Origin of the sequence: Nonomuraea sp. NPDC023979 (assembly GCF_040639085.1) — a bacterium.
Lineage (GTDB): Bacteria > Actinomycetota > Actinomycetes > Streptosporangiales > Streptosporangiaceae > Nonomuraea > Nonomuraea ceibae.
This window is the reverse complement of record NZ_JBEZZG010000006.1, coordinates 17,630-44,297: the sequence shown is the minus strand read 5'-3', so window position 1 is coordinate 44,297 and position 26,668 is coordinate 17,630. Positions and strand designations below refer to the sequence as shown.

23 protein-coding genes are annotated in these 26,668 nt (G+C 72.8%); 8 read left to right on the top strand and 15 right to left on the bottom strand.

Annotation, left to right across the window (positions count from 1 at the left end):
* Positions 1–24 precede the first annotated feature (24 nt).
* Positions 25–3,204: a hypothetical protein gene (locus AB0G11_RS13780; protein ID WP_357586025.1), complete on the bottom strand. Its 3,180-nt coding sequence runs from the start codon at positions 3,202–3,204 to the stop codon at positions 25–27.
* 82 nt (positions 3,205–3,286) lie between these two features.
* Between AB0G11_RS13780 and AB0G11_RS13775 the strand changes: the two genes are divergently transcribed.
* Positions 3,287–3,415: a hypothetical protein gene (locus AB0G11_RS13775; protein WP_357586023.1), complete on the top strand. Its 129-nt coding sequence runs from the start codon at positions 3,287–3,289 to the stop codon at positions 3,413–3,415.
* Between the two features lie 7 nt (positions 3,416–3,422).
* Here AB0G11_RS13775 and AB0G11_RS13770 read toward each other — a convergent pair whose 3' ends face one another.
* Positions 3,423–3,857: a hypothetical protein gene (locus AB0G11_RS13770; protein ID WP_219500061.1), complete on the bottom strand. Its 435-nt coding sequence runs from the start codon at positions 3,855–3,857 to the stop codon at positions 3,423–3,425.
* Between the two features lie 101 nt (positions 3,858–3,958).
* Here AB0G11_RS13770 and sigJ point away from each other — a divergent pair, with 101 nt between their 5' ends.
* On the top strand, positions 3,959–4,867 hold the full coding sequence (gene sigJ, locus AB0G11_RS13765) for an RNA polymerase sigma factor SigJ (protein WP_357586021.1): 909 nt from the start codon (positions 3,959–3,961) through the stop codon (positions 4,865–4,867).
* 25 nt (positions 4,868–4,892) lie between these two features.
* Here the strand turns inward: sigJ and AB0G11_RS13760 are convergent, their stop codons facing one another.
* Positions 4,893–5,540 (bottom strand): YciI family protein, encoded by a 648-nt coding sequence (locus tag AB0G11_RS13760; protein ID WP_357586019.1) that lies wholly within the window; start codon positions 5,538–5,540, stop codon positions 4,893–4,895.
* Here AB0G11_RS13760 and AB0G11_RS13755 point away from each other — a divergent pair.
* Together AB0G11_RS13755 and AB0G11_RS13750 are read left to right on the top strand one after the other, a co-directional pair.
* Positions 5,539–5,703, top strand: coding sequence for a hypothetical protein (locus AB0G11_RS13755; RefSeq protein WP_357586017.1), 165 nt, complete (start codon positions 5,539–5,541; stop codon positions 5,701–5,703). The two genes, AB0G11_RS13760 and AB0G11_RS13755, sit on opposite strands and share 2 nt — an antisense overlap.
* Before the next feature lie 78 nt (positions 5,704–5,781).
* On the top strand, positions 5,782–6,948 hold the full coding sequence (locus AB0G11_RS13750) for an acyl-CoA dehydrogenase family protein (protein ID WP_219500055.1): 1,167 nt from the start codon (positions 5,782–5,784) through the stop codon (positions 6,946–6,948).
* Between the two features lie 6 nt (positions 6,949–6,954).
* Here the strand turns inward: AB0G11_RS13750 and AB0G11_RS13745 are convergent, their stop codons facing one another.
* The 5 genes from AB0G11_RS13745 to AB0G11_RS13725 all read right to left on the bottom strand — a co-directional run bounded on the left by AB0G11_RS13745 (position 6,955) and on the right by AB0G11_RS13725 (position 11,395).
* Positions 6,955–7,521 (bottom strand): DinB family protein, encoded by a 567-nt coding sequence (locus AB0G11_RS13745; RefSeq protein ID WP_219500053.1) that lies wholly within the window; start codon positions 7,519–7,521, stop codon positions 6,955–6,957.
* Between the two features lie 39 nt (positions 7,522–7,560).
* A complete protein-coding gene (locus tag AB0G11_RS13740) occupies positions 7,561–10,110 on the bottom strand; it encodes a polysaccharide lyase family 8 super-sandwich domain-containing protein (RefSeq protein ID WP_357586015.1) in 2,550 nt (849 codons plus the stop codon).
* 3 nt (positions 10,111–10,113) lie between these two features.
* Entirely contained in the window at positions 10,114–10,761 is a 648-nt protein-coding gene (locus AB0G11_RS13735; protein WP_357586013.1) for a GNAT family N-acetyltransferase, read from the bottom strand.
* Between the two features lie 7 nt (positions 10,762–10,768).
* A complete protein-coding gene (locus AB0G11_RS13730; protein ID WP_357586011.1) occupies positions 10,769–11,107 on the bottom strand; it encodes a DUF4190 domain-containing protein in 339 nt (112 codons plus the stop codon).
* Between the two features lie 93 nt (positions 11,108–11,200).
* Complete coding sequence (locus AB0G11_RS13725; RefSeq protein WP_357586009.1) at positions 11,201–11,395, bottom strand: hypothetical protein; 195 nt, start codon at positions 11,393–11,395, stop codon at positions 11,201–11,203.
* A gap of 148 nt (positions 11,396–11,543) precedes the next feature.
* Between AB0G11_RS13725 and AB0G11_RS13720 the strand changes: the two genes are divergently transcribed.
* Complete coding sequence (locus tag AB0G11_RS13720; protein WP_219500044.1) at positions 11,544–11,981, top strand: anthrone oxygenase family protein; 438 nt, start codon at positions 11,544–11,546, stop codon at positions 11,979–11,981.
* Here the strand turns inward: AB0G11_RS13720 and AB0G11_RS13715 are convergent, their stop codons facing one another.
* Positions 11,982–12,671: a ThuA domain-containing protein gene (locus AB0G11_RS13715; protein WP_246643891.1), complete on the bottom strand. Its 690-nt coding sequence runs from the start codon at positions 12,669–12,671 to the stop codon at positions 11,982–11,984.
* A 143-nt stretch (positions 12,672–12,814) separates the two neighbouring features.
* Between AB0G11_RS13715 and AB0G11_RS13710 the strand changes: the two genes are divergently transcribed.
* Positions 12,815–13,981 carry a DUF418 domain-containing protein gene (locus AB0G11_RS13710; RefSeq protein ID WP_357586007.1) on the top strand — a complete coding sequence of 389 codons (1,167 nt, stop codon included), beginning with the start codon at positions 12,815–12,817 and terminating at the stop codon, positions 13,979–13,981.
* 52 nt (positions 13,982–14,033) lie between these two features.
* Here AB0G11_RS13710 and AB0G11_RS13705 read toward each other — a convergent pair whose 3' ends face one another.
* Both AB0G11_RS13705 and AB0G11_RS13700 read right to left on the bottom strand, forming a co-directional pair.
* Positions 14,034–16,619, bottom strand: coding sequence for a hypothetical protein (locus tag AB0G11_RS13705; protein ID WP_357586005.1), 2,586 nt, complete (start codon positions 16,617–16,619; stop codon positions 14,034–14,036).
* A gap of 60 nt (positions 16,620–16,679) precedes the next feature.
* Positions 16,680–17,018, bottom strand: a complete 339-nt coding sequence (locus tag AB0G11_RS13700; protein ID WP_357586003.1) for a hypothetical protein — start codon at positions 17,016–17,018, stop codon at positions 16,680–16,682.
* An 18-nt stretch (positions 17,019–17,036) separates the two neighbouring features.
* Between AB0G11_RS13700 and AB0G11_RS13695 the strand changes: the two genes are divergently transcribed.
* Entirely contained in the window at positions 17,037–18,641 is a 1,605-nt protein-coding gene (locus tag AB0G11_RS13695; RefSeq protein ID WP_219500037.1) for a hypothetical protein, read from the top strand.
* A complete protein-coding gene (locus tag AB0G11_RS13690) occupies positions 18,638–20,017 on the top strand; it encodes a hypothetical protein (RefSeq protein WP_357586001.1) in 1,380 nt (459 codons plus the stop codon). The genes AB0G11_RS13695 and AB0G11_RS13690 overlap by 4 nt, the downstream gene beginning before the upstream one ends.
* Before the next feature lie 14 nt (positions 20,018–20,031).
* Here AB0G11_RS13690 and AB0G11_RS13685 read toward each other — a convergent pair whose 3' ends face one another.
* From AB0G11_RS13685 to AB0G11_RS13670, 4 genes are all read right to left on the bottom strand, one after another.
* Complete coding sequence (locus AB0G11_RS13685) at positions 20,032–20,709, bottom strand: hypothetical protein (RefSeq protein WP_357585999.1); 678 nt, start codon at positions 20,707–20,709, stop codon at positions 20,032–20,034.
* 357 nt (positions 20,710–21,066) lie between these two features.
* Positions 21,067–22,884: an ABC transporter ATP-binding protein gene (locus tag AB0G11_RS13680; protein ID WP_357585997.1), complete on the bottom strand. Its 1,818-nt coding sequence runs from the start codon at positions 22,882–22,884 to the stop codon at positions 21,067–21,069.
* A gap of 11 nt (positions 22,885–22,895) precedes the next feature.
* Entirely contained in the window at positions 22,896–25,085 is a 2,190-nt protein-coding gene (locus AB0G11_RS13675) for an ABC transporter ATP-binding protein (protein ID WP_357585995.1), read from the bottom strand.
* A 185-nt stretch (positions 25,086–25,270) separates the two neighbouring features.
* Complete coding sequence (locus AB0G11_RS13670; RefSeq protein WP_357585993.1) at positions 25,271–26,647, bottom strand: hypothetical protein; 1,377 nt, start codon at positions 26,645–26,647, stop codon at positions 25,271–25,273.
* Between the last annotated feature and the right edge of the window lie 21 nt (positions 26,648–26,668).

The window sequence follows — 26,668 nt, the reverse complement described above, 5'->3', positions numbered from 1 at the left end:
GAGCCGCCGGGCACGGCCCCGGGCTCACCAGGGCTCGGCGGTCCGCCCGTCGGCGTCGAGGCCGTAGCGCGGCAGCAGGTCCCACCCCTGCTCCGCGGCCAGGCGCAGCAGCGGGTGACCGTGGCCGGCGTCGGCGGCCCGGCGGATCAGCTCCTCGGCCTCGGCCTCGGGGCTGCGCCAGGCCAGGTCCAGGAGCGAGTTGACCTCGTCGGCGAAGGGGTCGCGGGGTGGCAGCGCCACCTTCCGCCGTGGGGCGGGCTCGGCCACCGCCCGGCGGGGCGTGGGCGCGGCCGGCTTCGCCGCCGCCGCGCTCTCCGCCAGCCGGGCCGCCTGCTCGCGGGCGCCGGCTCGCCGCCGCAGGCGTGCCAGCACCGCCAGCGCGGGGCCGTCCCCGTGACGGGCCGCGCGGTGCGCGAGCGACTCTGCGGCGGCGTGGTCGCCCGCACGCTCGCGCAGGACGGCCAGGGAGCGCAGGGCGGCCGTGCTCCCGCGTGCCGCGGCCTCGGCGGCGAGCCGTTCGGCCGCCCGGCCGTCGCCGCGCCGCTCCCGCATCCAGGCGAGCGTGCGCAGGGCCCGCGGGTCGCCCATCGCCGCGGCCCTGGCGGCCAGGCGTTCGGCCTCGTCGGGGTGCCCCGCGGCCTCGCGCAGGCGGGCCAGCGCCTGCAGGGCGAGCAGGTCGCCCGCGTCCGCGCCCGCCTGGTGGACGCGCGCCGCCTCGCCGGGATCCCCGCGCCGTTCGTGCCACCTGGCGATCGCCCGGAGCCCGGCGTGGTCCCCGGCCAGGAGGCAGAGGCGTTCCGCCTCCCGCCCGGACCCGGCCCGCCGGGCCAGCGTGCGCAGCGGCCGTACGTCACCGGCGTCGCGGGCCAGGAGCGCGACCCGTTCCGCGCCGGGTGCGTCGCCCGCGTCGGCGCGGCGCAGCGCCAGCCGTCCCAGGGGCCCCGTGAATCCCCCGGCGGCCAGCTCCGGCGCCAGCGGCATGACGGCCGCGTCGTCCCCGGCGTCCATCCGCAGCTCGGCGATCCGGTCGAGCGCGCTGAGCCCGGCCGCCGCGAAGACGGCGTTCAGCCGCTCGGCGCCCTGCCGGTCGCCTGCCTGCTCGCGCCTGACCACCAGGCTCTCGGCGTGCGCGTGGCGCGGGATCAGGTCGCCGGCGGCCAGGGCCAGCGTGACGTAATGCTCGCACTCCGCGTCCGAGCGCCAGGCCATCTCCCACATCGCGGCGACGACGCCCGCGTCGGCGGCGGCCCGGTAGAGCCGCTCCGCCTCGGCCGGATCGTCCGTCACCGCCGCCAGCAGCGCCAACGCGTCCGTCTCCCCCGCGTCGGCGGCGACCTGGTACAACCGGCGCTGACCTTCCCGATCACCGATCGGAATGCGGGCGGCGACCGCCCAGAGCCCGCGCCGATGCCCGAGACCGTAGGCCCGGACGGCGAACCGCTCGGCGTGGGCGGTGTTCCCGAACCGCCAGTGGGCCTCGACGTACCGTTCCACCAGCTCGTCACCGGCCGCGAGGACGATCCGCTGGGCCTCGGCCAGGTCGCCCTCCTCCTCGCGGAGCATGGCGAGCCCGTAGAAGCCGCTGGGGTCCCCGGCCTCCGCCCCGATCCGGTAGAGCCGTTCCGCGCCGTCCCGGTTGCCGCCGGTCTCCAGCTCCAGCGCGACCCTGTACAGCGCGTCGAACCGTCCCGCGGACGCGGCCCGGCCGGCGATCAGGGCCGCCTGGCGGTAGCGCAGCCGCTCCAGGGCGGCGGTGGCCAGGGCGTGGAGGTCGTCCGCCGAGGTGACGTGCCGGGCCGCCGCCCGCCAGAACGCCTCGGGCGCCACCGCGAACCGGCGGCTCTGCCTGCCGTGCTGTTCGAGGTAGTCGGCCAGCCGGCAGCTCGGCGTTCCGGCGGGTTCGTCCGGACGTGGGCGGTTGAGGGTGAGCGGCCCGGCCACACCCCGGCACGGCGCCGACGTGTAGGCCAGCGCGCGCTCCAGCCAGTCGTCGCCGGCCTCGTTCCACTCCTGGTCGGTGAGGTAGCCGGGGGCGGCGTCGCGGAGCAGCCCCAGCGGCAGCGCGACCCCGGCCCCGAGGCGGCGGGCGTCCATGGCCGCGTGGATCAGCGCGCGGGCCGCCGCGGGGGCGTTGTCGTAGCGCTCCATGAGCACCGGGACGCCCGCCAGATACTGGGTGATCCGCCCCCGCTCGGCCCCGTCGAGGGCCTGCCGGAGCTGGGGGCCGGCGTCGGCGGCGGCCCGGACCGCGGACAGCTCGGCGGTGGAGAAGGCCGGGCGCACCCGGATCGCGCCGCCGATCAGCAGGCGGCGGCTGCGCTCGTACGGGTCCTCGGCCTCGGGCTGCGGCGGCGGCGTGGTGAGCGTGTCCCAGTGCTGCGGCCACAGCGTCCCCAGCACCAGGACCGGCGCCCGGTCGGGGTCGTGCAGCAGCTCGCGCAGCCGGCCGGCGACGTGGTCGGACTTGAGCAGGAACCGCTGCGACTCGTTCAGCCACACGACGGTACGCGGCGCGACCGCGTCCAGCTCGGCCAGGAGCGCCTCCGCGGACTCCGGCGCCCACAGCCGCCAGCTCGCGGGCAGCGCCCTGAGGCACTCCCAGCAGGCGCGGGTCTTGCCCACCGAGGACTCGCCGACCAGGACGGCCAGCCCGCTCCTGCCTCCGGCCGCGCGCCGCGCGACCTCGCCCAGCCGCTGGTCGTGCTCGCGGGGCAGGTACGGCGGCAGCTCCGGGAGGCCGCCGTGGCCGCTGACCTCGACGGCCTGGTGCACGCCCAGCGCGAACGGGTCCGCCACCCGGGACAGCGGCCTGCCCGGCGGCGCGGCCGCGGTCGCGACGGGACGGCGCTCGTCCTGGGCGGCTTCGACGAGGTCGTTCCACCGCTGCCGGTTCGGCCGCACCCGGGCCCACTCGCTCCAGATCTCGATGAGGTCCCAGACGCGGTCGGAGTCGCCGGGCACGCGCCTCCTGGCCGGGTCGGGGTGCAGCCACGAGGCGATGCGCTGGTCGTGCAGGATGGCCCCGGTGCGGCGGCGCACCTCGCGGACGGCCGCCTTGCGCGAGGCCGGCTCGCCGTCGGCCTTGCGGGCCCGCCGCGCCCGCTCCTCCAGCGCCGCCAGCTCGTCACGCAGCCGCTGCCCGGCGCCCGCTGCGGGCGCCGCGGGCGGGCCTCCGACCAGCCGCGTCACGTCTTCTGCCCTCATCGCCCCCATTCCCGGTGCGCCGCCGCGTTCCTGATCCATTGTTGCGCTTCATCCACTTCCGGACGAGAGCAAGGAGAACCCCATGGCCGGCAAGCGCGCGACCGTCGCCAGGCTCAGCCGCACCGCCCTGTTCGCCCTCGTACGCGGGCTCGCCGCCGCGGCCGGGTCGGCGCTGGTCGGGCTGGCGGTCTGGTGGCTGCAGCACCGATGACGGCGGCTCAGGAGAACACGACAGCCGAGATGATCACCAGCACGAGCACCAGCAGCAGGCCACCCGCGACGGCCAGCAGGCCGATCATGCATCCCAGGCCGTTCCACGGCTGGGGCGCGGGGCCGAGGGCGCCCTTGGAGTAGGCGAACAGGGGCGCGCGGTACTCCACGTCCAGCGTCCCGCCCGGCTGCAGCCAGATCGACACGTCCGCCGGCCCGATCTGCGCCGGCATCAGGTACGGCAGGTGGACGTGCAGGTGATACTGGCCGGGCGGGAGCGGGATCACGTTGCGCCCCCACCGCCCCAGCATCCGGTGGCCGTTGAGGACGATCACCGGGGAGATCATCTTGAGCATGAACCCGAGCGCGTGCGCCTTGATGTCGAGGGCCAGGTGCGCCTGCCCCGGCTGGGTCCACTGTTGGTGCGGTGCGGGGGGATGCATGGGGCACATGCTACTGATGTGACGTTCTCCGCAAAGCACCTCACATTCGGGCCCGCTGCCGCGTCGGGGTAGGGAGGGCAGTAGCGACCGAGGGAGCCAGGATGACCAGCCCGCCCGACCCGGGCCTCAGCGCGATCATGAGCGAGCGGCGTCAGCTGATCAACCTCGCCTACCGGCTCCTGGGCTCGCTGGCCGACGCCGAGGACGTCGTGCAGGAGACGTACGCCCGCTGGTACGCCATGTCGCGCGAGCAGCAGGAGGAGGTCGGCAACCCCGGCGGGTGGCTGACGAAGGTGGCCAGCCGCATCTGCCTCGACCTGCTCAGGTCGGCGCGGGCCAGGCGGGAGCGGTACGTGGGCGAGTGGATTCCCGAGCCGCTGCCCGACAGCAGCGAGTGGACCAGCACCCCCGCCGGAGGCGACCCGGCCGACCGGGTGACGCTGGACGAATCGGTCAACATGGCCTTCCTCGTCGTGCTCGACTCGATGACGCCGGCCGAACGGGTGGCGTTCATCCTGCACGACGTGTTCCGCTACCCGTTCGCGGAGGTGGCCGAGATCGTCGGCCGCACGCCCGCGGCCTGCCGCCAGCTCGCCTCGTCGGCGCGGCGGCGCGTCCGCGCGGCCCGCTCCCCCGCCGACCCGCCGACCCCGCCCGCCCGGCAGGCCGACGTGGTCAGGAAGTTCAAGGAGGCGTGGGAGCGCCAGGACATCGACGCGCTCATCGGGCTCCTCGACCCGGACGCCACGGGCATCGCCGACGGCGGCGGCCTCGCCAGCGCCATCCTCCGGCCGATCCACGGCAACGAGCAGATCGCGCACACGTTCGCCAGGCTCGCCAACCGCGGCCTGTCGGTCCTGGAGCGCACGGTCAACGGGCAGCCGGGGCTGGTGGCGGAGCTGGACGGCGTCATCGTGGTGGTCGTGGCGTTCGAGGTCGTCGGCGACCGGATCAAGCACATCTGGGCGGTCCGGAACCCGGAGAAGCTCCGCCCCTGGACCACCGGCTAGCGACCCGAACTTGACCGGCGCCCGCCTAGCGCCTGCCGCCGAACTCCCAGCTGTGCACCTCCACGCTCTCGTACAGCCCGGCCCGCCCGCCGGGGCCCTGCGGCAGCACGGCCTCGGCGGCCTCGCGGTCCGGCAGCTCGACCATGAGAGCGGTGCCCATCCATTCGGCGCCGTCCTCCGACAGCAGCGTGCCCGCGACGATCACCCGATCCCCCAGGCCGGGGCCGGTCAGGTAGCGGCGGTAGTCGTCGTCCAGGCTCTCGCGGGCGGCGCCCTGGCCCAGCCTGGCGTGACCGATGACGAGGAAGCGCTCGTAGCCGTCGACGCCGCCGGTGTAGTCCCACATCCGGCCGCCGGCGATCGTCCGCCAGCGGCGCATCAGCACGTCGCCGTACACGCCCGCCCGGTAGTTCGGCTCGTCGAACGCGAACGCCCGCGCGGCGGCGGCGTCCGGCAGGTCGACGACGTGCATGCTGCCGGTCGCCGTCTCGTCATCCAACAGCGTCGGCCCGCGCGCGATCATCGCGTCGCCGTACGGGTCCATGAACGACCAGTGCGCCTCGACCAGTTCCATCCGCCGAGGCATCGAACCGGTCCGGTCCCGGCAATATATGAAATATTCCACCAACGGATCATATGACCTGGTCAGCCGATGCCGCAGAATCGACAGCATGGACCGGCAGGAGATCGCGAGGCTTCGCGGACGGCGCGCCGTGCGACGGGCGACGCGGCACAAACGCGCGGTGCGACGGGCGCTGAGGAAGGCCGAGGTGGCCATGGGCGCCGCCGCCCTGGTGATCGTGCTGCTGGTGGCGCTCGTGCTGGAGCTCACGTAGGGCGGGCTCTGGACAAGGGGGGCGTTACGTGATCTGACGGAGGGAGAGGCCGACGATCACGAACAGGAGCACCTGGACATGAGCGACACGCCGCGACTGCACACCGCCGGAACCGACGTACTGGACCGGGCGCGCGCGTTGCGCCCGCTGATCGAGCGTGACGCCGCCGCGGCCGAGGCGCAGGGGAAGCTCACGGAGCCGGTCGTGGACGCCCTCCACGAAGCAGGACTTTTCGGGATCTGGGTGCCCGTCCCGCTCGGCGGCGCGGAACTGTCACCCCGCGAGCTGCTCGACGTGTTCGCCGAGCTCTCCTACGCCGACCCGTCGACGGGCTGGGTCGTCATGGCCACCACGCTGGAGAACGGCACGGCGGGCGCCTACCTGGGCGACGAGGCCGTGGAGCGGATCTTCAAGGGCCCCCGGATGCCGCTCTTCGCAGGCCAGGGCACCCGGCCGGGCGCGGCCGTGCGCGAGGACGGCGGGTTCCGGCTGAGCGGCCGGTGGAGCTTCGCCTCGGGCATGCGGCACGCCCAGTACGTGCACAGCCTGGGCGCCGTCGAGGGCACCGACGAGGTGCGCATCTTCATCACGCCGATCGAGGACGCCGAGCAACTCGGCAACTGGGACGTGCTGGGGCTGCGCGCGACGGGCAGCATCGACTACGCCATCGACGGCGCCTTCGTGCCGGAGTCGCAGACGCACCTCTTCACGCAGAGCGAGCCGCTGCGCGGCGGCGCCCTCTATCGGCTGGGCCTGCTCGACCAGGCGCTGATCTGCCATTCGGGCTGGGCGCTCGGCGTCGGCCGCCGCCTGCTGGACGAGCTGATCGGCTACGCCGGGGCGCGGGCCGGGCGGCCCGGCCAGATCGCGGGCAGCGACGCCTTCCACGCCGACTTCGCCAGGACCGAGGCCGCGTACCGGGCGGCGAAGGCGCTGGTGCACGAGACGTGGGCCGACGCCGAACGCACGCTGGACTCGGGCGGGACGCTCGACGTGCGCCAGGAGACGATGGTGCGGCTCGCGCTCAACCACGTCACCTCGACGGTCGCCGAGGTGGCCCGGTTCGTCTACGCGTCGGGCGGCACCTCGGCGCTGCGCGACGGGCTGGTCCAGCGGCTGTTCAGGGACGTCCACGCCGGCACGGCGCACATCACCTCGGGCCCCCAGGTGCTGCGCGAGTGCGGGCGCGAGCTGGCCGGCCTGGCCCCGGGCGAGTCGTGGGTGATCTTCGCGCTGGAGCCGTGAGACCGGTCAGCTGATCGGCTTCCACCCCTCCGGCGGGTCCTCGCCGACCAGGCCGTCGACGGACTCGCGGAGCAGGTCGGCGTGGCCGGTGTGGCGGCCGTACTCCTCGATGAGGTCGCAGAGGAGGCGGCGGAGGCTGGCGTGCCGGCCGTCGGGGGTGGAGACGTGGGCGAGCTGGTCGAGGCCGCCGTCGGCCAGGGCGGCGGCCAGCCGCTCGCGCGAGCGCTCGACCGCGGCGTCCCACCGGGCGTAGAGCTCGGCGGGGGTGTCACGGGCGGCCGAGGTGAACGGCCACTCGGGGCTGTCCCACTCGCCGGTGTCGAACGGCTCGCCGCGCAGCTTTCGGGTGAACGTGTAGTCCTCCACGACGGCGAGGTGCTTGAGCAGGCCGCCGATCGTCAGCGAGGACGCGCCGACGCGGGCCCGCAGGCCGGCGGCGTCGAGGCCGTCGGCCTTCCAGCGGAAGGTGGTGCGCAGCCGGTCGAGCGCGCCGACGAGGTGCTCGGCCTCGGTGCCGGCGAGGGGCGGCTCCCACGGCGGGCCGGCGGTGGCATCGGTCGTGGCGTCGGTCATGGCGTCCACCGTAGCGGGCGCCGCGGACAGGTCCGGAGGTCAGCGGAGGGTGGCGGTGAACGTGCGGCCGTACGCGTGGCGGGTGGCCGCCCGCACGAGCGTGCCGCCGGGCACCCGCCGCACCGTGACGCCCTCGTCGGCGGTGACCAGCCGCAGCGGCCGGCCGTGGATGACGACGGAGACGCTGTCGCGCTTCATCGTCGGGTCCGACAGGGCGACCGTCGTACGGCTGCCACGCCGGACGATCACGGACGCGGGGCCGTCCACGACCAGCCGTTCGACGTGGCGAGGGCCGTCGGCGAACACGTTGGCCGCGACGAGGCCGAGCCCTTCGTGCTTGACCGCCTGCACGTGCCGGTCGTTGGCCAGCACCTCCGGAGGCGCGTAACCGCGCATGCGGGCCTCGGTCACGTTCGGCACCAGCGCGTACGCGACGGCCGGGACGCCGCCGTCGGCGGGATGGGTGATCGAGGCGGTGAACACGTTCTTGGTCACCGCCGTGTCCGGGTTGGACGCGCGGACGACCCGGCGGCTGCGCGTCACCGTCTCCAGCCCGGCGGCGACCGGCTGCCTGGTGAGGAAGGCGTAGCCGATCGCGGTGCCCCGGGCGGCGTTGGCGTAACGCAGCCAGCGCGGCGGCGTCGCGGCGCCCGGCTGCCAGGCGCCGCCGTCCCAGCCCTCGCCGGTGAGCGCGACGGTGTCGCCCGGGGCGGCGATGCGGCTGTCGACCGTGGTCACCGCGTCGCGCCTGCCCTGGCCCGAGACGCCCGCCACCAGCACCACGACCTCGTCGTCCAGCATGAACCACGACTTGGTCGCCCGCGCGTTGCGGTAGGCGACGAAGTCGCCGGGCAGCACGCCCTCCTGCTTGGCGGTGTAGGCCACGTCGTCCGACTGCACCATGCCCGCCACGCCGTACGCCCCCAGCGTGGCCCCGCCGGAGAACGCGTTGCCGCCGCGCGGGAAGTACACGTAGGTGTTCTGCGACTCCGACGACGAGGTGAAGCCGAGCGGGTGCCCCGGGTTCTCGTACCAGAACCGCCCGTACAGGTCGGGCACCGTCCGCCGCTCCTCCACCGGCGCGGTGACGCCGGCCAGCCGGTACGGGGAGACGGCCGTGTAGTAGTCGACGCCGAACACCTCGCGCTGGTCCTCGCCCGCGAGGTAGAGGTAGTAGGCGCCGTCGCCCTGGAACCAGGGCATCAGGTTCTCGCCGTTCATGTACTCGTACTTGCTGATCCGCTCCGAGCTGCGCGCCAGCGCGAACGCGTAGCCGGGGCGGCGGTGGACGGCGCGGTCCATGGCGTTGAACGCCACCGAGCGCTCCGGCGCGTTCAGGTCGGCGGCCGGGACGGCGGTGTCGGCGCGGATGTCGGCGTAACGGGCCAGGCTGACCGGCGAGACGAACGCGGCGGTGTCGGCGGCCGGGAGGTGGCGGACGTACTTCTTCAGCGCGAGCGCCTCGGCGGCCCCGACGTGGCCGGTCAGGTCGGCGATGGCCTCCACGATCACGCCGACGTCAGTGTAGCCGGTGGTGGTGCGCGACACCGCCCGCCCCTTGACGATCTCCATCATCCAGCCCTCGAAGATCAGCGGGGCGAACCCGTCGGCCACCCACCGGTACACCACCTGGGCCAGCCCGGCCCCGCCGTCGCCGGTCGCGCCCTCCAGCATCTTGAGCGTCTGCACCACGCGGGTGAGCAGGATGCGGCCGTAGGAGCCGGTGTACGCGACCGAATGGTGCTGGATGAACGAGCCGTCACGGTAGTAGCCGTCGGTGACGCCGTGCTTGAGGTCGTACGGGTCGATCGTGGCGAAGACCGTGGCCTGGTCGGCGACGGCCTTGCCGACGCGGGCGTCGTCGCCGGTGAGCGCGCCCTGGAGGATGCGGTTGGCGGTGATGTCGGCCAGGTTCGCGCCGGTGTGGAAGCGCGAGTCGAGGTCGACGTCGCCGTTCTTGCCGTTGCGCAGGTAGGCGTCCATCGTCGGGAGGTAGGTGGCGGTCAGGTCGCCGCGCACGGCTTCGGGCAGCAGCACCAGCGTCCGGGTGACGTGGGTGGGGATGCCGATCTCCCAGTTGTGCCAGTTGCCGTAGTAGCCGGCCGCCTGGTCGCCGAAGTGGCGCTCGTGCAACCAGCGCAGGCCGTCGGCGACGCGGCGCTGCGCCGTGGCGTCCCCGTCGAGCTCGCCGCCCGGGGTGCGGGCCGCGAGCGCGATCTCGTACAGATACTGGTACGCCTGCCGCAGGTTGACGTCGTTCGAGCCGAGCGCGAGACCGGCGAACAGCTCGCCGTCGCCCGCCTGGTCCATCGCGGTCAGCCGCTGCGCGGCGGTCCTGACGATCGCGGCGACCTTGCCTACGACCTCGGGGCGGGCGTTGACGTCCGGGGTGCCGGCGAAGATCGACACGGTGTTGGCCAGCAGCCGCGCGTGATCCGTACCGGCGAGGGCGGACACGGCGGAGGCACGCGCGGGAGAGGTCAGGGAGAGGAGGCCGGCGGCGGGGAGCAGGGAGAGAACCTGGCGGCGGGACATGTGCGGCACGGCGGGCTCCAGGCCGTTGGTGGATATGCCGCGCTCACCATACATGATCTACATTTGCCCGCCCAGAAGCGGCAGGCAGGGAGCCAGCCCGTGCACCCCGACGGGGACGGTACGGTGGCGGTCCCAGTCGTCCCGGGTCAGGCGCAGCCGTTCCTCCATGACCAGCCGCCCGTCGAGCGCGTGCCGCTGGTGGCCGTCGTGCCGGTAGCCGAGCTTGCGGGAGACGGCCAGCGAGGCGGCGTTGTGCGCGAGCGCGCCCGACAGGGCCTCCTCTGCGTCCAGGCCGGCGAACGCCAGGTGGAGCACCGCCGCGCGCATCTCGGTGCCGATCCCCTGCCCCTGGTGGCGGCGGCCGAGCCAGGACGTGGTCCGCACCTGCCGCGTCACGCTCAGCTCGCGGGCCGCGAGCACCTGCAGCCCGACCACCGTGCCGGAACGGAACACGACCAGGTTGAGCGTCCAGTCGCGTGGCGTCCAGGCGCCCAGCAGCCGCCAGTGGCGCTGGATCACGCTGCGGGCGGCCTCGGCCGGCGGCGCGTCGGTCCAGCGCACGAGGAACGGCGAGTCGCCCGCGTCATGGATGCCCTCGGCGGCCACGTCGGCCAGCTCGGCCAGCTCCTCCGGCGAGGGCAGCCGGAGCTCCAGTCGCGGCGTCGTCAGCCGCAGCCCGACAAGCGGGAAATGATCAATCAGCATGGAGCCATCATCCGCCCAGTGCCGAGAAGAGGTCGTTGACCCAGCTGGCGACCATCGCCGGCTCGGTGATCAAGGCGTACACCACGATGCCCGACACCACGATCGCCGGCACGAGCATCACGTAGCCGAGGATCAGCCCGGCCACCGCCAGGCCGTGCCCGCCCCTGAGCCCCGGCCTCGTCTTGCCGGTGGCCGCGTGCCCCAGCACGATGGCCACGATCGACGGGATGCCGAACAGGCACCCGCAGCCGATCAGCCCGATGATCCCGAACACGAGGCTGGCGGTGGCGAGTCCCGACGTCGGCGCCTGCCGGCCGTGCGGATCGCCCTCGTAGACGGAACTCATGCGGCCTCCGATCAGGAATGACCATCAGGCCGCCAGAGTCCACCACTTCGGGCACCCGTTCAAGAGCCCGCCGCGAGCGCGGCACCGGCTCCGTCAGCCCTGTTCGGCCTGCTCGGCCCGCTGCGCGTCCTTGGCTCCGAAGGCGTACGAGAGCGCGACGCCGAAGCAGAGCGCCAGCGACACGCCGAGCAGGAGGTCACCGATGGTGGTGCCGAAGCCGAGGCCGATCGCCGTGCCGGCCGCCATGCCGAGCTTCCAGTTGGGGGAGGTGGTCTGCTTGTTCGTCATGCCCATATCCTCGCCCGGCGCGCAGTCCTGGAAATAGATCACGCTGTCACCGGCTGCGAATGACAACTGTCATCCCGTGGACTCTCGCGTATGGGATTGAGCGGGGTGTGCATGGACCGTCTCATCCCGGGTGCGTCATGATTCCAGCATGCTCGTTCTGCCTCTCCTCGCTCTCGTGCTGCACGGCGCCCTCGCGGGCCTCTTCTACGCCTTCTCCATGTCCGTCATGCCGGCGCTCAACGCCGTCGAGCCCGCGCAGGCCGAAACGGTGATGCGCAGCATCAACCGCAAGATCCTCAACCCCTGGCTCTATGTCGCGTTCATCGGGGCGCCGCTGGTGACGCTGGTGGCGGGGCTGCTGGCGGACGGCCCGGCGGCGATGTGGTTCTTCGTCGCCGCCGGGGTGAACTTCGTCGGCTCGTTCCTGGTCACGGCGGGCATCAACGTGCCGATGAACAACGCCGTCGACGCGGGCACGCTGCCGTGGAAGGACTACTCGCCGCGCTGGGTGCTCTGGAACACCGTGCGGGCCGTGGCGTGCTTCGCGAGCCTCGTCCTGGTCGGCGTCGGCCTGGTCAACCTGTGATCAGCGGGCGGCCCACAGCATGCCGCGTTCGATGACGGTGCGGACGCTGTCGTGCCGCAGCACGTCGAGGCTGTGCCCGGGGGTCGCCACGAAGATGCGGCCGTCGCCCCACCGCCGCGTCCAGATCGCCGGCGAGGTGACCTCCCGGTGCCACGGGTCCCACGGCCGGACCCGCTGCGTGGTGGTGGCGAGCACGTCGACGTAGTCGTCCGTCAGCACCCAGTACTGCTCGGTGACCAGGTCGAAGTCCGCGATCCCGGCCGTGATGGGGTGGTCGGCGGCCTCGGGGAGCATGTTCACGGTGTACGGGACGAAGTTGTGCTCCTCGGTGCCCGCGCCTTCCTCGTCGGGGTGCCTGCCGGGATGGCAGGCGAACTGGCCGCCGATCAGGTGCAGGTAGTCGGAGGAGGCGCGGAAGGAGTCGGCGATGCCGCCGTGCCAGCCCGCCAGCCCGGTCCCGGCGCGGACGGCGGTTTCCAGCCCGCGCAGTTCGTCCGGCTCGATCGTGCCCATCGTGTAGCACTGCACGACGAGATCCACGCCGGACATGAACGACGAATCCGCATAAACGGCCGGCGACTCGGCCCGGTGCACCTCGTACCCGTTCTTCTCCAGGAAGGGGATGAACAGCTCCGTCGCCTCGACCGGCACGTGCCCTGTCCAGCCGCCCCTGACCACCAGTGCTCTCATGCGCCGATCGTCGCACCACCGGGCGTGCCCGGGCGAGAGCGGGAGTGCACCTAGCTGCACCCCCATTCTGAGCCCAGCAGCATTCCGGCCTCCTGACCTGGCCGGTTACCGTCCAGGGGTATCCGGCTGAGGAGGACGAAGGCATGCAGGGCATTCCCACATCATCGGCGGAACGGGCGCCCGCGCCCGACCTGGCTCGCGGGATCATGCTGCTGGCCATCGCGCTCGCGCACGCCCCGCTCTACGTCGAGACGGTCGGCCGGGGGCCCGGCATGCTCAACGACGTCGTCGGCGTCTTCCACCAGTTCTTCGTCAACAACCACGCCCGGCCGCTGTTCGCGTTCCTGTTCGGCTACGCGCTGGTGCAGTTGTCGCAGCGGCAGGCGGCGCGGGGCGGCGAGCCGGCGGCCGTGCGCAAGCTGCTGCGCCGGCGCGGGTGGTGGCTGGTCGCGATCGGGTTCGCGCACGTGGCGGTGCTCGTGCCGCTCGACATCCTGGCCGTGTACGGGATCACGTCCGTGCTCCTCGCCGGCCTGGTGCGGGCCAAGGACTCGACGCTCCTGGTGACCGCCGGGATCGTCCTGGTGCCCAGCACCGCCCTGGTCGCGCTCGCCATGTGGTTCCCCATGTCGCAGGGCCGGTCCACGTACGAGGCCGGAAGCATCGCCGCCGGCACCAAGGGGTTCGCCGAGCTGTTCGCGGAACGGCTGACGGCCTGGCCGTTCGCGCTGGTCGCGGGCGTCTTCATGGTGGTGCCCGGGGTGCTCGCCGGCGTCTGGGCCGCCCGGCGGCGGCTGCTGGAGGAGCCCGACCGGCCGTTCCTCGTCCGCGCCGCCTGGGTGACGACGGTCGTGTCCGTCGCCGGAGCCCTCCCGGCCGCGCTCATGCAGACCGGGCTCTGGGCCGGCCCCTCGGCCGCCGCCCTGTGGGCCGCCGCGATCGCCCAGCCGCTCACCGGCTACGCGGGCGGCATCGGCATGGCCGCGATCATCGCCCTCGTCGCCCTGCGGCCCGGCAACGCCGTGTCCACCGCCGTCCAGGCGCTCGGCCAGCGGTCGATGAGCTTCTACCTCTTCCAGTCGATCGTGTTCGTCGCCGTCTTCTTCCCGTACGGGCTCGGCCTCCAGGACGACCTCGGCCTCGCGGGCGCCTCGGGCGTGGCGGTCGCCACCTGGGTGGCGTCGATCGCCGCCGCCGAGCTCATGCGCCGGGCCGGGCACCGCGGCCCCGCCGAGATCCTGCTGCGCCGCCTGGCCTACCGGGCTCCGGCGGCGGCTGCCCGCCCTGATCGAGCAGCCGATCGAGTCTGAGCCGCGAACTCCTGGTCCAGCTGTGCGATCTCCGCCACCGGATGCCGGCCTGTCAGGGGGTGGTCTGGGGGACGACGCAGTTGTTCTCGGGGGGTGTGCCCAGGGGCCAGGCCACGGTCTTGAGGTGGGGGCGGCCGGTGGCGGCGTCGAGGCGGACGACCGGGAGCGCCTTGTTGTACGGGTTGCCGGCGTTGGTGAGGCAGATCCAGCCGCTGGCTCCCTGGATGCGGTAGGCGGCGTGCAGGCTGGGGAGGCCGTCCTTGATCTGGTCGGTGGTGGGGAGCTCGGTGCCGTAGAGGGCGACGGCCTTGGCCAGTTCGCGGGCGGCGGTGAGGATGACGTCGTGGGTGACGATGGCGCGGCCGTCGGTCAGGTCCACGTTGCCGAGCGCGGCGGCGGACTCGCGGAGCTCCAGCATGGCCTGGCGGGGTTCGGCGAGGTAGCGGGGCAGGCCGGGGCCCTGGGCGGTCCAGGCGTCGGGGTGGGCGGGGGCGGCGTACTCGACGGAGACGGCGGGCCTGCCGACGCCGGGGTCGCCGCGGAGCAGGGCGCGTTCGGCGTCGCTGAGGCGGCTGGCGAGCGTGGTCGCGTCGGAGCCGGTGATCACGGTGTAGGACTTCTTGCCGGCGCAGTACGTGCCGGCGAGGGTCTTGATGAAGAGCTTCAGGTGGAAGGCCCGGCCGGCGAAGTAGACGAATCGGGCGTTGGACTGGCAGAGGTTGAGCGCGAAGTCGGCGAACTTGTTCGGGGTGATGCCGGCTTCCTCCAGCCCCGGTGAGGCGAAGGTCATGTCCTGCACCCCGGAGCCGGTCCTGCCCTTCCTGGCTTCGGTGAACGCCTGGCGCAGGGAGGCGTTGTAGTTGTCGCCGGGCCGGGTGTCGGCGACGAGCGCGGTCCCGGCGCCGGCGGGGGCGGGGTCGGCGCGGAGCAGGGCGTCGGCCTGCTGCCGGGCGGTCGAGACGACGCGGGTCAGCCCGGGGAACGGGTCCGCCGCCCGGTTCTGGGATTCGGGGTTGGCGAAGTCGCCGGAGGTGACGAGGCCGGCGACGACGGGGATGCCCTGCTGCGCGAGGTGGGCCATCGCCGCACGGGTGTCGCCGAGGCTCAGGTTGAACCCGGCGACGACGCGCAGCCGGGGTTCGCGGGTGACGAGCTTGTCCACGGCGGCGCGCCAGTGGGCGTAGCCGTTCCCCGGGTTGGCCAGGACGAGGCGGATGGGCGGCTTGGCGGATTCGGGGCCGTTGACGCGGAGCTGGGCCAGGTAGGCGCCTTGCACCTCGCTGAGGATCTGCTCCCGTACGGCCGGGATGCCGGACTCCATCGGGATCATCAGCGCGACGGTCGCGTGCTCGGCGGTCGCGATCCGCTCGTTCTCCGCCTCGATCCTGCCGAACACCTCGCGCATGCCCTTGACGGCGGGCATGAACACGTCGGTGCCGTCGGAGACGCCCACGCACTCGGCGCCGATCAGCTCCAGCCCTTCGCCGCAGCTCTCGGGCCCGGACACGACGAACGCGGCGTAGCCGAGCAGGCCCGCCCCGGCCAGCGCGACGGTCGCGGCGGTGACCGGGCCTACGCGTCCGACGCGCTGCTTCCTGGCGGGGGCGCCGGCGCCGAGCGTCACCCGCAGCAGCCTGCTGGGCAGCGGTACGTCGCGGTCGCGGCTGCGTTCCTCGGCGACCTCGCACCGCCGCGCGAACAGCGCGGGAACGGCCTCGGCCAGCGCGCCGGCCGCGACGGGCTCGTTGTCGCCGCGCGGCGGCGGCGCCCCGCCGGGCGCGGAGGTGGCGATGACGACGGGATGCACGCGCAGGCCGCGTGACTTGCCGTCGTAGGCGGCGAGCAGCGTGTCCCTGATCACGCGCCGGGCGGGCACCCGGTCCACGGCCGGCAGCAGCACGACGGGCCGGCGCGCCCGGTTGAGCCGGCGGAAGAGCCCGTAGTGGGCGTCGATGTCGGCCAGCATCGCGTCGACCAGCAGGAGCTCCTGCTCGTGCGCCTCCTTCTTCCGCCAGGTGGCCAGCTCGCGGATGAGCACCCGGGTGGTGCGCAGCGGCCGGGTGCCGAATCCCTTGGTGCGATACCAGCGCACGGTGCGGAAGTGCGGGAACCGGAACGCCCCCGCCACCCGCAGCACGAACCCCACCAGCCCGCCGAGCTGCTGTTCCACGTACGGGTCGCGGGTCAGCCCGCCGAAGCGCTGGCGCACCCGGCGCAGCACGTCACGCCGGGCCTCGCCGATCGCCTGCTTGACCCGTTCCTCCAGCTCGGCGTTGAGGTCGGCCCTGGTGCGCCGCGACTCGTCCGGCTCCCAGGCGACGAGCACCGTGTAGGCGACGGCGAACCGGGGGAACACGATCGGCAGGTGGTAGGCGGGCCGCCCGTCGTAGCCGCAGCCCTGGGCGATGTCGAGCAGCTCGTCGGCGACCTGCTTGGGCGCGGCGGGCACGTCGGCCGGCTCGTTGACGGGCGCGACGCCCGAGTAGGACCGGTGGAACTCCTCCAGCCACGCCCGGGTCTCGGCCTCGCCGCCCTCGATCTGGAGCACCAGGGGGCCGGTACGCCTGCCGTACCGGATCCTGCCGCGCCGGAGGCGGTCCCTGATCGCGAGCTCCGCCAGCACCTCTTGCAGTTCCACCGCCGCCCCCGTGGAGCCCTCGACATGTGCAGGTGGTGAGGACTGTAAAGGCTTCGAAGGTCACCCGCCGGAAATCGGGAAAACAGCCGTCGGCGAACCGGGGCGTGCGAGTGCTCGTTTGGGATTAGGCTCGGCTGTATCCCGGATCACATGAAGGCATCCCCTCATATGGCACGTTTTGGCGATAATCAGCCAGATAACCGAAGACGGTGGGAGCGCATCGGAGAGCCGATGATCGCGGCCGTCGTGGGCACCGTCCTGGGCTTCCTTCTTCAGCCGCTCATCAATTTCTACGACACGCTGCCGCCCTATGTGTCCCTGTTGACGATCGGCGGCGTCGCGCTCTTTTTTCTTGCCATATCTCTCATTAGAGTCATTCCGATATTCGTCAGGCGGCATTCACGCATCGCGTCGGGCGTGCTGGTGGCGCTCACCGGCCTGTGGGCGGGCTTCCTGATCAGCCCGGAGCCCGAGCGCGCCTGCCCCGCCCCGACCGAGCTGCGGCTGATCACCGCCCCCGAGAACCTGGCCGGGCTCGACCGGCTCACCAGGCAGTACGTGCACGACAACCGCGACGCCGAGGGGTGCCCGGCCGTCCACATGACGGTGGCCGCCGCGCCTCCCCCGATCCACCTGCGTGACGCGTTCGCCAACAACTGGGAGCGCGTCGAGGACCGGCGCGGCCGCCCGTACGCCCGCCTGTACGACCTCCAGCCGGACGCCTGGGTGGCCACCTCCTCGACCGGCCCCGACGAGCTGCGCGGTGACGGCGTCCCCTGGCTCGGCGACGGCGGCTCCGACCTCGTCGTCGGCCAGGACGAGCTGGTCCTGGCGATGACCGAGAGCCGCCGCGAGGAGCTGCTCGACCACCAGAAGTACCCCGACCGCTATCCCCTGTCCGAGGTGTGGGCGACGCTGCGCGACAAGATGGGCATGACGATCGCCCGGCCGTTCCCCGAGACCTCGATGAGCGCGCTGATCGGCACCGACGACCTGGTCCGCGGGCTGAAGCTGTCGCCCGGCGCGTACGAGAAGCTGGAGAACGAGCTCGTCGCCGAAGGGCTCGGCGCCGACACCGTCACCGCGCTGCTGTGCGAGTTCAGCCGGCTGTCGGCGCCCAACGCCGCCGCGCGGGAGCTGCCCGGCGGGCCGAAGATCGCCCTGCTCGTCCCCAGCCACAGCGTCGACGACTACAACGCGGGCCGGGTGCCCGGCTGCGCGGGCACCGGCGGCGGCGAACGGCTCATCGCGGTCCACCACCCGGCGTTCAGCAAGCTCGAATACCACTACGTCGGCGTGAGCCTGCGCGGCCAGGCGTCCAAGGGGCGGCAGGAGCTCGTCAGGAAGTTCGGCGAATGGCTCAAGGCGCGGCAGCTCTTCCCCGGCACCCAGGTGGCGGGCACGGTCAAGGCCGACAAGGGCAGGCTCGCCCAGCTGGAGACCCGGCTGCTCGACCACCTGCGGCCCGAGCTCGACCTGCGGCTGCTCGTCGACACCTCCGGCTCGGCGGACCGGCCCGTACGGGTCCAGGCCGCCGAGGCGCTGCGCGGCCAGAGCCGCATCCTCGGCCCGCGCGACCACGTCGAGGTGCTCGCGCTGGGCAGCCCGGAGGCCGGCGGCCGGGCGGACGTGACCGCGATCGCCGCCCAGAGCACGCGCAAACAGCTCGGCGCCGTGTCCGCCATGATCGAGGACACCCCGTTCGACCGCTGGGACGCGCCCGTCTCCGCCGCGCTCCGCAGGCTCGGTGACCGGGGCACGTCGGCGGCCTCGCCCGTCGTGCTGCTCACCGACGGCCGCCTGTTCGACAACGAGAACGGCGACGGCGCGGCCCTGGCCATCGGCAGGGCGCTCCAGGACGCCTCCTCGGTCTCCGGCCTGTACGTGGTCGTCTTCGGACAGAACCGGTGCGCGGTGCCGGAGCTGATCGGCACCGGCAAGCCGTACCACTGCGTGCTGGCGGGCGACCGGGTGACGGAGACGATCACCCGGGCGATCATCACGGTTCGGAGCTGGCGATGAGAAGCGAGGACCTGCGCCCCTTCGCGGTGCTGTTCGCGTGCGCGCTCGTGGTGGCGTTCACGATGCGGGTGTTCTGGCCCTCGGGCGCCGCGCCGCCGGCCGCCAAGCCGACGCCGCCCGTCACGCCGGTCCCGGTGCCGACGACGGCCCCCGCCGACTGCGGCGACGAGGGCGCCCTGCTCGTGGCCACCGGCGACGACATCAGCACCGGCAGCGTCCGGCGGGAGAAGTTCGACGAGTGGAACCGCGTCAGGAAGCCGCCCGGCCATCCGCCCGCCAAGCTCCTGGAGCTGTCCGGCAGCACCGACGTGCGGCGCGCCCAGATGGCCGCGCTGGCCCAGGCCGGCAGCTGCCAGTATCACGTGCTCGTGCTCGACCTGGCGTGGGTGGCCGAGTTCGCCAGGCACGGCTACATCCGGCCGATCGACCTGGACGACCCCGGCACGTTCCTGCCCGGCCCGCTGCGGGCGGCCCAGATCGACGGGAAGCAGTACGGCGTGCCGTTCGCCGCCGACGCGCCGCTGGAGTACCGCCGGACCGACGTGACCTCCGGCGGCTACCTGCTGCAGCTCGACGACAAGGAGGCCGGCACGATCAACTTCCTGGAGGCGATCGAGTTCGGCGGCGGGCGGGTGCTCGACGGCTCCGAGCGCACCGGCGTCGTCCTCGACGAGGCGAGCTGGGGAGCGCTGAAGTCGCCCACCCGCAAGGCGTTCGGCACCGGCGCCGACGTGCCCGTGCTGCGCGAATCCCTCCACCTGGAAGAGGACGCGAGCACCACCGCGTTCAAGGACGGCTGGGTCGGCGTCCGGCCCGTCTCCTACATGCGCAACTGGCCGATCGCCTACCACCAGCTCGCGGCCGACCCGCGCATGCGCGACGAGCACGGCAAGCTGCGCTTCCAGGTGCACGCCCCGCCGGGGCGCGGCGGCGTCCTCGGCGGCTCGGTGCTGGCCATCTCCGCGCACATCCCCCCGGACAAGCTGCAACCGGCCAAACACCTCATCGAGCACCTCACCGGTGACGAGGTGCAGTCCCACCTGTTCGCCTGCGGCGGCTACGGGCCGGTGCTGGCCTCGGTCTACGACGGCTTCCAGGCGGGCCGCGGCGCGCCGTGCCGGTACGAGGGCGGCGCGGAGATCATCGCACCGACCGCGCAGGAGCTCGCCCAGCTCGCCGCCGCAACCAGGCAGTCGGTCGAGCGGGCCGAGCCGAGACCCAAGTCGCCCTACTACGCCCAGTTCAGCGAGTCGTTCCGGCGGTGCGCGCGCGGCGTGTGGGAGCAGCAGGTGGTACGCGACACGTTCCTGTCGTCGGCTGACATGCTGCGGGAGGCCCTGGACGGCAGGGTCACCGGCGACAGCCCGGCCTGCTGACCGGGCCGCCTTCGTCAGCTCCGGACGTCCTGCGCCGGGCAGGTCACGCGCGTGTTCCACGGCTCGAACGGGCCCTTGGGATTGCGCTTGAACAGCCAGACGTGCAGGTCGTAGTGGATCGCCATGCCGTCCTCGTGCGGCTCCATCGGCCCCTGGAACGGGCGGCCGAGCAGCCGGGGGCGGTCGTCGGCCGTCGCGATGAGCTGGTCACGGTCGTTCTTGAAATACTCGACCGCCCCCAGCCTGCGCCCGCCGCGCCCGTCCGGGACGTAGACCAGCACCTCCGGCCGGTACAGGTCGATGTCCTGGTCCCCGGCCAGCGCGGGGTTGACGTAGTGATAGCCCATCCCGCCGAGCCGCCTGCCGCTCGCGTCCTTGTACGGATGCTCCGCGCAGTTGTCCGTGGGCCGATAGCCGTACCGCTCGGCGACCGGGGGATCGCGGAACTTGGCCATCGCCCGCCGCAACCGATCCAGCCGATCGGAGCGGCCGTGGCGACCGGCGCGGTCAGCGTGGTCGTGGCGGCCGGTGCGGCCCGCGCGGTCGGCGCGGAGTTTCGGCTCCGGCGGCTGGGTGAATGCGGCGCGCTCCGGTTTCACGGTGTGCGCGGTGTGCGCGGTGGCGGCGGGCGGGGGAAGGAATACCGGCCCCGCGCAGGCGGCAGCGAGCAGCGCGGCTGCGATTCTTCTCATGCCCGTTGTTCTCTGCCACGGGTCCGCCCGGCAAACGCATGCCCCGGGTAAAAGAGGGCGCCCGGCGATTATATCGGGGGAATTTATTCCGATTTATAGGCGTTGCGGCGACCCCCGAAGAGGCCGCCGCAACACCCTTCCACCCCCCAGCCACCGAGCGTCCAACAGAACGCCACAGGAAATTCCGCGAACGCTGCGAATGGCGGCTGACAAACGCTCGATCAGCGCCGTCTTCATGAAGCTTCGGCCCCAACAAAGCGCCTGTCAAGCCTGAAATTCCCCGTAATCATCCCACTACAGAATGTTTCGGAAATTCCGCTGACCGGGGGAAAACACCGGAACGGAAACATGAATCATTCAATCGACTGGGGCTCCCACGGGGACGAAGCCGGTGCCCGCCCGATAGTTGGGCGACTGGTGACGGAAGTACGTGTTGTACACCTGGCAGTAGCGGCCACCCCGCGCCAGCAGCGTCGCGTGGTCGCCCTCCTCGACGATCCGGCCGTGGTCGAGCACGATGATGCGGTCCACGTGCTCGATCGTCGACAGCCTGTGCGCGATCACGATCGACGTACGGCCCGCCAGCACCAGATCGAGACCCTCCTGGATCTGGGCCTCCGTCAACGGGTCGACGCTGGCCGTGGCCTCGTCGAGCACCACGATCGCCGGGTCCTGCACGAGCAGCCTGGCCAGGGCGACGAGCTGGCGCTGGCCCATCGACAGGGCGCTGCCGTGCTCGCCCACGTCGGTCCGCAGCCCGTGCGGCAGCGCGTCCACCCAGTCGCCGCCGCCCACCGCCGTCGCCGCGGCCAGCACCTCCTCGTCGGTCGCCGCCGGCCTCGGATAGCGGATGTTGTCGGCCACCGTGCCGCTGAACAGGAACGGAGCCTGCGGGACCGCACCGATCTGCCTGCGGTAGGCGGGCAGGTCGAGGCTGCGGATGTCCCGCCCGTCGATCAGCAGCTCACCCGCCTGGAACTCGTAGAACCGGGTGATCAGCTTGCTCAGCGTCGACTTGCCCGCGCCCGTGTGGCCCACCAGCGCCACCGTCTCGCCGGCCTCGATCACCAGGTCGAAGTCACGCAGCACCGGGTGGGCGGCGTCGTAGCCGAACGTCACCTTCCGGAACTCGATCCGGCCCGCCAGCCTGCCCGGGTCGTCCGCCGCCGTCTGCACCACCCGGGGCGGCGCGTCGATCAGCGCGAACACCCGCTCCGACGCCGACAGCCCCTGCTGGAACTGCGACCAGAACGCCGCGATCGACGTCAGCGGGAACCAGAAGAGCGACACCCCCTGCAGGAACAGGTACCAGTCACCGGCCGTCAGCCCGCCGCCGAGCACCGCGTCACCGCCGAACTTCACCAGCGCGACCGAGGCCAGCCCCGCCACCAGGAACAGCACCGGGAAGATCGCCGAGAACACGAACCCCTGCCGCAGCGTCACCTGGTAGCTCTGCCGGTTGATCGGCCGGAACTCGTCGTAGACCTGCTGCTCCTGGCGGAAGTTCTTGGCCACGGCGATGCCGCCCATGGTCTCCTGGAGATTGGCGTTGACCCGGCTCAGCGACCGCTGCGCCTTACGGGTGCTGGCCCGCGCCAACCGCCTGAACAGCAGCGCCAGCCCCATCACGACCGGCACCACCAGCAGCGTCAGCAGCGCCAGCTCCACACTCCGGACGAACAGCAGCACCGTGACGAACCCCACCATCAGCACCTGGCTGATCAGGTCCATCGTCAACGTCGACACCGTCGCGAAATCGTCGGTGTCGGACGTCACCCGGCTGACGATCTTGCCGGACGGCGTCTCGTCATAGAACGACAGGTCACGCTCCAGCACCGCATCGAACGCGTCCTCACGCAGGCGCAGCACCACGTCCCCGGTGACCCTGGAGCTGTTGCGCTGCCGTACGTAGTTGAACGCCCAGCCCAGCGCGCCCGCCAGCAGCAGGGCCAGCGTGAGCTGCCAGCCCACCTCGCCGATCGTCCCGTCGCTGATCGCGTCGACGGCCCAGCTCGCCACCAGTGGCATCGCCGCCTGCGTCATCGACGTCAGCACGATCATCGTCGCGACCACGAACATCGCGCCCAGCTTGGGGCGGAAGTAGGACAGGATGCGGCGAAGCAGATCGCGGTCGTTGTAGGTGCGGTCGTAGTCCTCGGCCTCAAGGCCGTCCATCAGGAACCCCATCAGCGCTGCCCTCCCCACGCCCCACCCTGGACGTTCTCAGTCATCCCAGCGGCATGGGCCGATTCGGCAGCGCCGACCGCCTCGGTGGCCCCGACCGCCTCGGAGCCTTCCGCCATCCCGGCCGCTCCGGGCGAGCGGGCCGTACCGGCTGCTCCGGGCGAGTGCGCGGCACCGACCGCTCCGGTTGAGGAGCCCGTATCAGCCGCTTCCGCCGCGTCGTCCGCTTCTGCCGCTCCGGTCGCGTCGGCTGCTGCCGCCTCGGCCGGTCCGGTCGAGCGGGCTGTCTCGGTCGCTCCGGTTGAGCGGGCCGTGCCGGCCGCTCCGGGCGAAGAGGCCGTCCCGGCCGCTTCCGCCGTTCCCGTTGGGGAGGCCGTATTGGTCGCTTCCGTCGTCTCGTGGACGGGGGCGTCGTTCACGCCGGCTTCGTCGTAGTGGGAGAAGATCCGCCGGTAGAGGCGGCTGCGCTCGATGAGCTCGTCGTGGGTGCCGTAGTCGACCAGCTCGCCGCGCCTGAGCAGCAGGACCTTGTCGGCCCATCGGATCTGCGAGAGCCGGTGGGTGATGAGCAGCGTGGTGCGCCCGTCGAGGATGCGCCCGATCGCCTGCTGGATCTTGTCCTCGGTGGCGGAGTCGATGGCGCTGGTCGAGTCGTCGAGCACGAGGATCGCCGGGTCGGTCAGCAGCGCCCGCGCGATCGCCAGCCGCTGCCGTTGCCCGCCTGACAGCGTGACGCCCCGCTCGCCGATGACGGTGTCGTAGCCGTCGTCGAGCTCGGCGATGAACTCGGCCGCCTGCGCGTCCTCGGCCGCCCGGACGACGGCCTCGCGGTCGGCCCGCTGCCCGAGGCTGAAGGCGATGTTCTCGGCGACCGAGCGGGAGAACAGCACGATGTCCTGCTCGATCGTGGAGATCTGCGAACGCAGCGAGTCGAGGTCCCAGTCGCGCACGTCGACCCCGTCGACGAGGATGCGCCCCTCGGTGACGTCGTAGATGCGGGGCACCAGCTTCGTCAGCGTGCTCTTGCCGGACCCGGTCTCGCCGACGATGGCCACCGTCTCGCCCGGTTTCACGGTGAACGTCACGCCGCGCAGCACCGGGTCGCCTTCGTCGTGCCCGAAGGTCACGTTCTCGAAGGCGATCTCGCCGGTGATCGGCGCGCTGTGGGCGTCGGCCCGCTGCTCCAGCTCGGTCTCGGAGGTGATGACGTTCAGGATGCGCCGGGACGACACGATGCCGAGCTGCACCAGCGAGAACGTGAAGATCGACATCTGCGTCGGGAATCCCAGCATGGCCAGCAGCCCCATGAACGACACCAGCTCGCCCAGCGTGATCACGCCGGTGCCCTGGAGGTGGAGGCCGTGCCACAGCCCTCCGGCCATCGCGAACGCGAACAGCAGGGTCGGCAGGTAGCGGGCCTGCACCAGCCCATTGCGTACGAACGAGTCGCGGTAGCGGCGGGCGTTCACCTGGAACCTGCGCCGTTCCTGCCCCTCCTGCGCGGTCACCTTGATGACCTCGATGCCGCGCACGGCCTGGTTGAGCCCGGCGTTGAGGTCGCCGAACTCCTCCCGCATCCGCGTGGCCACCGGGTTGAGCTGCCGCATGTAGTGCCACAGCGCGCCCGCGAACAGCACCGCGAACACCCCCGGCACCAGCAGCAGCCGCGGATCGATCGCGCCGATGAAGAACAGCGGCACCAGCCCGGTGAGCCCGGAGTCGACGATCAGGTCGACCCCCGGCGTGATCATGATGGACAGCTGCCGGATGTCGTTGGCCGCCCGGGCCATGAGATCGCCGACGCGCTGCCGGTTGTGGTAGGTCTGGCTCTTGCCCAGCAGGCTCACGTAGAGCTCGTCACGCGCGTCGCGCTCCAGCCGTTTGGCCAGCACCTCGCTCGACAGCCGCGCCACCAGGTCGAACAGCCCCCGCACGGTCACCACGGCCAGCAGTGTGAGCGCGATCATCCCGAGCGCGTGGATCGCCTCGGCCCGCTCCCCCAGCACGGCGTCGAACGCCCCGCCGGTGAACTGAGGCACCATGGCGTTGAGCACCACCATGACCAGCGACCCGCCGAGGAAGCCGAGCAGCTGGAGCGGGTGGCGGCGCAGGTGTGACCACAGCCAGCGCACCGGGCCGCGCCGGTTGTAGCGGGGACCGTCGACGGAGAACTCCGAACTGCTGGTGGTCACGTGCAAGCCCCCCGGCCGCGGTATGGCGGACAACGACCCTGTTTTCTACCACTCGGCACCGACAGAATCCCAACGCTTTTCCACCCAGAAATGCCTGGTACGCCGCATTTCCCTAGGCCCAGCGCCCATCCCCGGCGGGCCCGGGTCAGGGAATCCGCACCGCTCCGGAAGCCCCGCCGGCGGGCTCACCGTCGGGCTGCGCGCACCGCCCGTGCCGCCCGGCGGCGGCGGATCACGGCCGGGAGCCAGGGGGCGGCCCCGATCGCCAGCAGCAGCGCCAGCAACGGCGCCCGCCACCAGGGCGAGACGGTCGCCTCCGGCGGGGACGGCGGCGGCGTCACCCACGGCAGAGCCGTCTTCGACCACGCCAGGAAGGCGTCACCGATGGGCATCAGCCCGAACGCGTAGCGCTTGGTCCACGGCGTGCCGACCGGCAACCCGACCAGCTCGCCGTAGTCGGCCAGTGCCCCGGCGAGCGCGGCGTCACCCTGGACCTGGGCGGCGCCGAGCGTGACGACGCTCGCCGACAGGCTCACCCCGAGCGGCAGCGGCCCGGAGTCGACGTCGCCCGGCCCGTCCAGACCGACCGGGTATTCGCGGGTCGCCGGCCCCAGCCCGAGCGGCGACACGACGAACTGCTCCCGGAAGCGCACGTACTGCTCCCGGGCGAATCCCGGCTCCACCTCGACCAGGAACCGCTGGATCACACTCTGCGAGCTCCCCCGAGCCCCCTCCACCGGCTCCCCGGCCCCGGGCAGTCCCGCCGAACCCTCCGCCACGGCGGCCCGGTGCGGGAGGAGGCCCGTGCGCGGGTCGAGTCGTTGCCGGACCGCCCGCAGCCACCGCTCCGCCGTCCCGCCGTAGCGGGGCGGCAGCAGGGCGTCGTGCAGCCGCAGCGACGCCACGGCCACCGTGGAGTCGACGGGCCACGCCTGCCCCGGATAGGCGGCCAGATAAGGCGAGCCGGAGGCGTCACGGGAGGCGGCAAGGGAGGCGTCGAAGGCGGCGCCGAGCGCGGCCGAGTCGTCGGCGAAGCGCCGTACCTCGCCCGCGTCGCGCACGGCGGCGGGCTGCAGCGCCAGCACGCCGCCGCGCAGCCAGTTGGTCCAGCCCCGGTAGAAGACCCCGTAGGACGGGACGAGGTCGGGGCTGAACGGCTCCCGCCCGGCGGGGGAGTCGAGCCGGGCCAGCGCCCACCGCGCCTCCCGCAGCGCGTCCGACCGTGCGCCGGCCGGCTCGCGCATCCCCAGCTCGACCCAGGCCAGGCCGTAGAGCGCGTGCAGGAAGAAGAACCCCTCGGGGAACAGCTGTTGCGCCTCGTCCCCCGCCCCGGCGTCGAGCGCCGACCGCAGGAACGCGAGCTGCCGCCGCACCCCACCAGGCTCCCCGGCCCCCACCGGCGAACCCATCCCCGAACCGGCCGCCGACCCCACCCCCGGGCCCGGCGACGTGCCTGCGGTGGCCGGGACGGTGAGGCGGACCACCCCGACCAGGGCGCACACGCTGACCCCCGCAGCGATCACCCGCAGCACCCGGCGGGAGATCGGCGCCTTCTTGGACATCCGGTGATCGTAACCACCTCA